This window comes from uncultured Gimesia sp. (genome assembly GCF_937919775.1).
In the GTDB taxonomy this organism is placed as follows: domain Bacteria; phylum Planctomycetota; class Planctomycetia; order Planctomycetales; family Planctomycetaceae; genus Gimesia.
On the sequence record NZ_CALFPF010000269.1, the window covers coordinates 1 to 7,414 of the forward strand.

Genomic DNA, 7,414 nt, shown 5'->3' on the forward strand with positions numbered 1-7,414 from the left:
CGACATCTCGGTAATGAAAACCAGGGTCAGGGGAATATCCGGACAGACTGCTAGCGGCGGGTCTGGTGCAGAGTACGCATTAAGAGTTGTTCTACTGCCGGTCTGCTGGCAGGTAACAAGGCTGGTTTCGGTCAGAATCTGCTTCTGGTATAACCCGGTCAGCGTCGGCAAATGCCCGAATGAAGGGCCACCATTGCCGGTAAATGACAGCGATTGCTCGTAATTCAGCGTGTAGGGTGCGGTTGGTGTTCCCAGTGCTGCCAGATCGAACAGGTACGCCGCTTCGAGCGTGATCTGATATTGCCTGCGGTTGACCAGTTCGCCTGGTGCGGCCCCCTGTGCGAAGCTGGGGGGGCTGACGACACGCACGCCGTACAATGTCTGGTCGGCCTGGATTTGGTAAACGACACTACTGCTGCCGGAAGTCCACAGTACATTCTGATCCTGAAGCTGGTAAGCTGCCTGCAGTGCCGCCTGTTTGACCAGCAGTGCTGCGAGCGAATCCGCTTGCAGAATGCCCGTGATCTGCCACGTCTCTGTCACGCCATACACGTAACCAGTTGGGTTCTCCAGCCCGCGCATCGTGATGTTCACGGTGACTTCGTACTCGTCGTGTGTGTAGTTGCCGTAGGATAGGATCATGCGTAAGACTTCTCCATCAGTTTACTGCTTTCAATTGTAGCAACCATGCTGCTTTGATTGGCCGCGACAGCTTCAAGCACAATTTTAAGCGCCTGATCAACCTCAATACCGGATCGTGTTACCGCGTCGGCAGCATTTGCGGCAGCTCGCTGGTCTGGCTGGCGTTGCTGACTCGGAGCCGCTCGCTCCGGAAGAACAAAAGGGTTTGGAATTCGATTAAAGATTGGTGTTTGTTCTTCCTGGTATTCAGATTCATTCAATTGCCTTAGCTGCCGATCCCGTGATTGCTCGACGTCAAGCATCGCCCTTTTCTTTTCCTCGCTGTTCGCCCTTAGTTCGTTCTGACGCTGTGCTTCTCCCGGGAGTGTTTGCTGAAGATCCCGTTCCCCCATCTCTGCCCTCGCGGCTATTTTTGTAGACTCGATCTCTTTATCGCGGGCATCCCTGAACCCGCTGCTCAGGGCCATTAAAACAGATTCACCCCCTGCAGCAATTCCCTGGTTTGATCGATAGTCACGGACGATGTCCTGACCCTGTCCGGTCTCATCCAGCCTTCGGATATCCCGTTCGCCGAGCTGTTCCCCTGCGCTGTGACGTCGAGCAATATCCTTTACCAGGCCTTCAACAATGAGATGAAATATCTGCAATGACTCCAATGATTTATCAGTGAAGTAAGACGTTGCGGAAATTTGATGCTCTTCAACTTCCAATGCCAAGTTGCCATCGGGATGTTGACACTTGGCAATGGGACGCGTGATCTCTCCCAGACCGTGTTCCCAAAGTACAACGGGGTTTTTGCGGAAATTTTCAAGATGCACCCCCCGCGGAACAATAATGTCACCTTCTCGATCCTCACGCGGAGTATTGATGATGGCACGCGCGGACATTAATCGTTCATCGATCATCGGCTGGGTTTGACAAGCCAAAGAGAGATCTGAAGACTTACCGGCGATTCGGCAGAAAGTACCAAAATTTTTCTGCCGACTTTTGAGGATGACCTGCAAAGAGTTTTCTGCTTTTTTTGTATTCACAATTTGCCTCTGAAAGAAACAACAATTGGTTGCGATGAGGCAGTGTTTTAAGATTCGGCACCTGCAGGTCAAGATGCCTGGAAAACAAATTTTGAGATTTATTGCTGGAACAACTTCGGGATTTTCACTATTTTCAATCTGCAATCAATAGAAAATTTCGGCCGATCACAAATTCCAATTCAGATCTTGTCTGGGGGAAATAGTAGATGACCGCGACTCACAGGTAACTCTGATTTCAAACGAATGAATCTGGAATTACAATCTGCTGGCGGGAAGCAAGACAGGATCAGGCGTGAATCTGATCGGCGACTATCTTGCATTTGTAGAAGCAGTGATTAACGCTGATTCGCCGATTCTGAATTGAGAATGCAAATCACCTGCCAGAAAGGATTGACGAACCGTTCAGCAATTAACGGAAAAACAGCCAATCTTTTCACTGGAACTCAACCAGACAGCTTAGGGAGCCTGCCAATGAAGGCTCTTACCTGAAAGCAAATTAACCGCTCAGGCCGCTTTGCGGAATGGCTCAGAGTCTTCCGTAGAATGCAAACTCTGTTCTTCCATTTCTGCAGAATACCGATTCGAGTGCTTTTCAGGACCTGAAGAGATTCGATTTGAATAGATGATGTCAACGAATTCCGGGAAACGGTTCCACTCTCCCGGATTCTGATTCCAGATCGCTGCAATTTTACTGAAAAATGTCATTTCGTATTGAGCGATTACCAGGCTCTGGATCGTATCATTCGGTTCTAAATCCGATGCTTCCCACTGGCGGGGGCATAAGTCGTAGGCCGGTTCTCCATCTCGTCCATTACTGGGAATATCATAGAGAATTGCCAGTTCATTGGAATCGTTCAGTTTGGCAGGGAAACTTCGACAGGTATGCGGACGGCTACCATAAATACTGCAACGTCCCAAACCCTTGGGATGTTCTTCATCTGGTAAACACTCCGTTAGAAAACGACACTTGGTTGTTCCCGGGAATGACAGACTGGGCACATGCTTTAAGCAAATCACGAATGGAACCACGGGGTCATCTGCAAAAAAGAAATGCGGAGCAAGATTACGTGAAATTAAACCCTCGGAATCTTCCCAGCGACAGGCAAAATCCCAAAATGATTTCTGATCATGCATAAAACGATGAATGTCTGCACCAGAGATGGGAACAGCAAATGATCGGCAACATCCAGAATGGCAGGAATCACAAATGCCCATTAATCTTCTTGCTTATAGAGAAAATCCTGTCGTTTTTGTTTCATGAGATAAAAGATTCCGATTTCGGAAATGAAATCGCATCATTGATCACAAAACCCTGCTTGCGTTATCGTCACAACCGTTAAATTCGCTTGAGTCAATTCCTCATTTAGCAATCTCTCCGTATGCCGCACCCATCTTTATAGAACTTAAGCTATTTCACATAAATGACTTAACGGACGTCGACAGTCTCCGTATTCCCTCTTCTATCCCCTCAAGATTTTGTACACCAAAGGTGAGACGCATATGATTTTTCTGGACTAAAGGTTGTTCACTTCCACTGAGTCCCTGGTCAACGGCATAACACAATTCACCAGGAACATACATCACTTTGTCTTCGTGGATTGCTTTTTGAAATAATGGACTCTTAAAGCCCGTTTCAATGGACTCGGGCAATGTCATCCACACATACAGGCCTCCGTGCGGATGAACCCAATGGACTCCCGGCATATTCGAAAAATGAGTTTCAGCAGCTTGCAACATGCAGTCCCGTTTCTCAAGATAAACTGTCTTTAAATGTTCGACATGGTCATAGTATAAATTTTCGCGTAAGACGACAGCCAGAATATGTTGGCTCATATTTGTAGAACCAAAATCATCGTTTCCTTTTTTATCTCGAATTGCAGCGCAGACTTCTTCCGAAGCCACACCAAAACCAACTCTTAAACCAGGTGAAAAACTTTTGGAAAATGTCTGTGTCAAAATTACAGTCTCACCTGTCGGATCAAAACTTCGAATACTGGGTACAACCGGCCCGTCATAACAAAGTTCGCGATATGCCAGATCCTCTAAAATGAAAATCCGCTGCTGTTCAGACCATTTCCGTGCTATTTCTACAACCTGCTTGCGTCGATCCTGAGAAAGTGAAACTCCAGATGGGTTCTCATAATCGCTCACAAGGTAAATCATTTTGACTCTGGGTAATTGTCCCTGCGATTCCAGCATATCGAGGGTTGCTTCCAGCGAATCCATGCGCATCCCAGATTCATCAGTTTCGACCGAAATAATTCGCGCGCCTAATCCCTGCAAAACTCCGAGAAATACAAAATATGTAGGAGCTGCTACCAGACAGATATCACCCGGGTCAAACAACACCTCGCCAAGCAATGATAGATACTGCTGGGAGCCAGTAGTAACTACGATGTTATCAACCGTAATTCCTAATTCGTCAGCCGACTTTTGCTCAAGCCTGGTTAAATGTGAAAGTAAAAGCGACCTTAATGATAATGCGCCCGCTGTAGTGCCATACTGCAAAGCTTCTTTCGCGGTCTTGGAATCGGAAAAGAGATGATCGAAAGCTTCTTTCGTTCTTGCAACAGGCAGGCTGTTCTGATCAACTAGTCCAGCGGCTAACGAAAGCACACCTGGATTTTCCACGCCCTGCTGCATCAAAAAGCTAATTGGTAAGTCGTGACTCCATGTCCTTTTTTTACTGAAAACGACTTTGTTGTTATTAGACATTGTGTTTATTATCTCTCAACCCATAAATGGAATAGATACCGGTAGTGACAAATTCATTTTATGATCAGTGCCCAATTAAGCATAGTTAGAGATCTACGTTATTTACACCGTACTCTGATTCAACAGAATTGAAATCATAACCCAATGTGACCATACTGGATATAAATTCTGCTCATAAAAAGAATAACATAGACTGGCATCTGCCCCCTATCTGTGCAAATTAAGTAGGAATCAGCATCTTGAAATCGGTACAATTTTATTTGTCTCTTTTGATTTTTCTACTCTTAATCACTCCAGCGTCAGCAGCGGATTCCTCAGTACCGCTTACTCCAGAACCTCTCCAGTTGAATACAGGGTTACATCCCTTCGATTGGGTGATCATCGCCTTTTATGCTGTCTCCACGATTTTTTTGGGCTGGTATTTTAGCAGAGGGCAGGAAGATACTTCGGAATACTTTGTGGGAAACGGCCAAATGAACCCCTTTTTGATTGGGGTCTCTTTATTCGCCACGCTGCTCAGCACAATCACCTATCTCTCTACACCAGGAGAAATCCTTGGTAGAGGGCCAGTGTACCTGGTTAAAGATCTGGCAATGCCATTTATCTTTATCATTGTCGGGTTTGTGATGTTGCCAGTCTATATGAAGCAACGCGTGACCAGTGCCTACGAGCTTCTCGAAGAAAAACTGGGGTTAGGCATTCGCCTGCTGGGCGCGATCATGTTTGTTGTCCTGCGCTTGATCTGGATGTCTTTACTCGTCTATTTGACTGCTAAAGCGATTACCACCATGCTCAATGTAGGTGAAGAATGGATCCCCTATATTGTATTGGGTACCGGCTCTGTCGCCATCATTTATACTTCTCTGGGTGGAATGCGTGCCGTTGTTATTACGGATTTGATCCAGACTATTCTGTTATTTGGAGGTGCGCTGCTGGTAATCGCAACGATCTCCTATCACTTAGGTGGCTTTAGCTGGTTCCCAACAGAGTGGGACAATAACTGGGACACTCAACCATTTTTTAGTTTTGATCCATCAACGAGGGTTACTTACGTTGGTACATTTCTGTCGATCCTGATCTGGTATGTTGCCACCTCATGTGGTGACCAGGTTTCTGTACAACGATTTATGTCAACTAAGGATGCAAAAGCAGCACGAAAATCACTGGCCGTTCAATTGATCGTTTCTGTTGTTGTATCACTCACTCTCGCAATGGTCGGCTTTGCACTATTAGGATATTTCAAGGAATTTCCCAACCAAATTCCTGCAGGAATTGATCTCAAAAAAGACGCTGACAAATTTTTTCCGCATTACATTGCGTACCATCTTCCTGTTGGGATATCAGGTTGTGTCGTGTCTGCCATGTTTGCCGCTGCCATGTCAAGTATCGACTCTGGAGTGAACTCGATCACAGCTGTAGTCATGACAGACTTTCTCGATCGTTTTGGACGGACACCCAAAACGGAAAGAGGACATGTTCTTGCCGCCCGATTACTCGCATTTGGGATAGGCACAGTTGTAGTACTATCTAGTTCAGTGATGGGAAAGATACCTGGAAACATTACCGCGGTGACGAATAAAACTGCGAACCTGTTGACGACCCCGATTTTTTGCTTATTCTTTTTCGCACTGTTTGTCCCTTTTGCCAGACCTGCAGGAGTTTTAGTCGGTGCGATCCTTGGAACAATTACTGCCATTTTAATTGCGTTTTCCGGCCCCATTTTTGTGCCTGGTTTCACCGAAAATGACTTAGACCCCATCAGTTTCCAGTGGATCCCCATCGCAGCAGTCACAGTGAATATCATCAGCGGCTGTCTCGTCAGTTATCTAATCGCGAAATCTGAGAAATAAGAACAAAATGGATCAGTTAGCGAGTTGAGTGTCTGGTCAGCCGATTCTGGAATTGCAGCTTCGTCGTGTTCAGAACTGCTTTGTCCGCAGGTAAAACCGGAGGACTGGAATCATTGCTTTTCGACTCCTGAGCGGGCGGCTGATGTTTCATTTCCTGAGAGACTAATTGATCCCCTCCTCGCGCGGCTCCTAAGGGAGGCAAGCCGCGAATGGCTCGTAACTCATCGACTTTGATTATCTGCGCCCGGATATCTGTCGCCAGACGTTTTTCCAGTATATCAGGGTCATCTATGTGAGTTGCTTCAATTTCAATTGTCAAATTTTTCCCAAACTGAGGCGCCAAATGCTCCGTATCATCCTCGGCTAATAAATCCAGAATTGGCTGAACTGTCAGGGAAATGAATTGCTTTAAACTCGCGTAAAAGGCAGCGTAACTTCCACCATCAGAAATGCCCGCGGCAATCCCTGGAACACCGTGCAAAGCTAGAATCGCATCCCTTAATTGAACAAACGACTCATTATAAGCCATCTCTCTGGGGGTCGCTGTCAGCGCGACAACTTGTTCTCCTGTGGTAAAGATAGCCTTACCCGTATTTTCAGTGCCTCCATATTTCTGCTCAAACATCGCTGCCGCCGCTTCGAGTTCCTCTCGCGTCGGATTCATCTCTTTACCACATGTCACCACAATCGAAGGGTCGGCTCCATTATTCATCTGAGCCCAGCGAGCGGCATCAATCTGATTTGCCGAATCGATCCATTTGGCACCAGCGCTCACAGGAGACTGGCCATCATCTTTGTAAACCGGATGTGGCCAACGCGTGATTTGCAATTGCGCAAGTGGAATAATTTTCCCGGCAACCTGGTGAAAAGCTCCAGTCTCTGTAAACGCGCTGCCATACGATTCATGATAATAGCGCAACGAAGTCGGCTGGATTTTATACCCACCTTCCGGCAAATCATCCGTAGGAGCGACAGGTGTTGCGATCGTGGTGGGAATAACGTAGCGCTGAACCGTTTTGCCAAATTTATTGGGCACATTCCAGACAATACTTGTCCCCGTCAGCTGCAGTTGTAAAACACGCTCGTAGCGGAAAGATGCTCCCGATTGAGTCGGATTGGGATGCTTTAAGATCCTGCACAAACTATGGTCATTTGAAAGTGGTATTGAACTGCCAT

At 46.7% G+C, this 7,414-nt stretch carries 5 protein-coding genes and 1 pseudogene; 1 reads left to right on the forward strand and 5 read right to left on the reverse strand.

Going from position 1 to position 7,414, the window contains the following annotated elements; genetic code table 11:
- The 4 genes and pseudogenes from Q0294_RS07255 to Q0294_RS07270 all read right to left on the reverse strand — a co-directional run.
- A partial coding sequence (locus tag Q0294_RS07255; RefSeq protein WP_299462587.1) for a hypothetical protein occupies window positions 1-642 on the reverse strand: 642 nt, incomplete at its 3' end.
- A complete protein-coding gene (locus tag Q0294_RS07260) occupies window positions 639-1,673 on the reverse strand; it encodes a hypothetical protein (RefSeq protein ID WP_299462590.1) in 1,035 nt (344 codons plus the stop codon). The genes Q0294_RS07255 and Q0294_RS07260, both read right to left, overlap by 4 nt.
- Before the next feature lie 870 nt (window positions 1,674-2,543).
- Window positions 2,544-2,888 (reverse strand): annotated as a pseudogene (locus Q0294_RS23395) (YkgJ family cysteine cluster protein); the annotation flags it as partial.
- A gap of 198 nt (window positions 2,889-3,086) precedes the next feature.
- The gene (locus Q0294_RS07270) at window positions 3,087-4,388 is read right to left on the reverse strand and encodes a PLP-dependent aminotransferase family protein (protein WP_299462596.1); all 1,302 of its coding nucleotides are present in this window, start codon (window positions 4,386-4,388) and stop codon (window positions 3,087-3,089) included.
- Window positions 4,389-4,627: 239 nt separating this feature from the next.
- On the opposite strand from Q0294_RS07270, the gene Q0294_RS07275 reads away from it, so the two are divergent.
- Window positions 4,628-6,238: a sodium/solute symporter gene (locus tag Q0294_RS07275; RefSeq protein WP_299462599.1), complete on the forward strand. Its 1,611-nt coding sequence runs from the start codon at window positions 4,628-4,630 to the stop codon at window positions 6,236-6,238.
- Between the two features lie 16 nt (window positions 6,239-6,254).
- Here the strand turns inward: Q0294_RS07275 and Q0294_RS07280 are convergent.
- Window positions 6,255-7,414, reverse strand: a 1,160-nt coding sequence (locus Q0294_RS07280) for a phage portal protein (RefSeq protein ID WP_299462602.1), incomplete at its 5' end; no start/stop codon positions are given.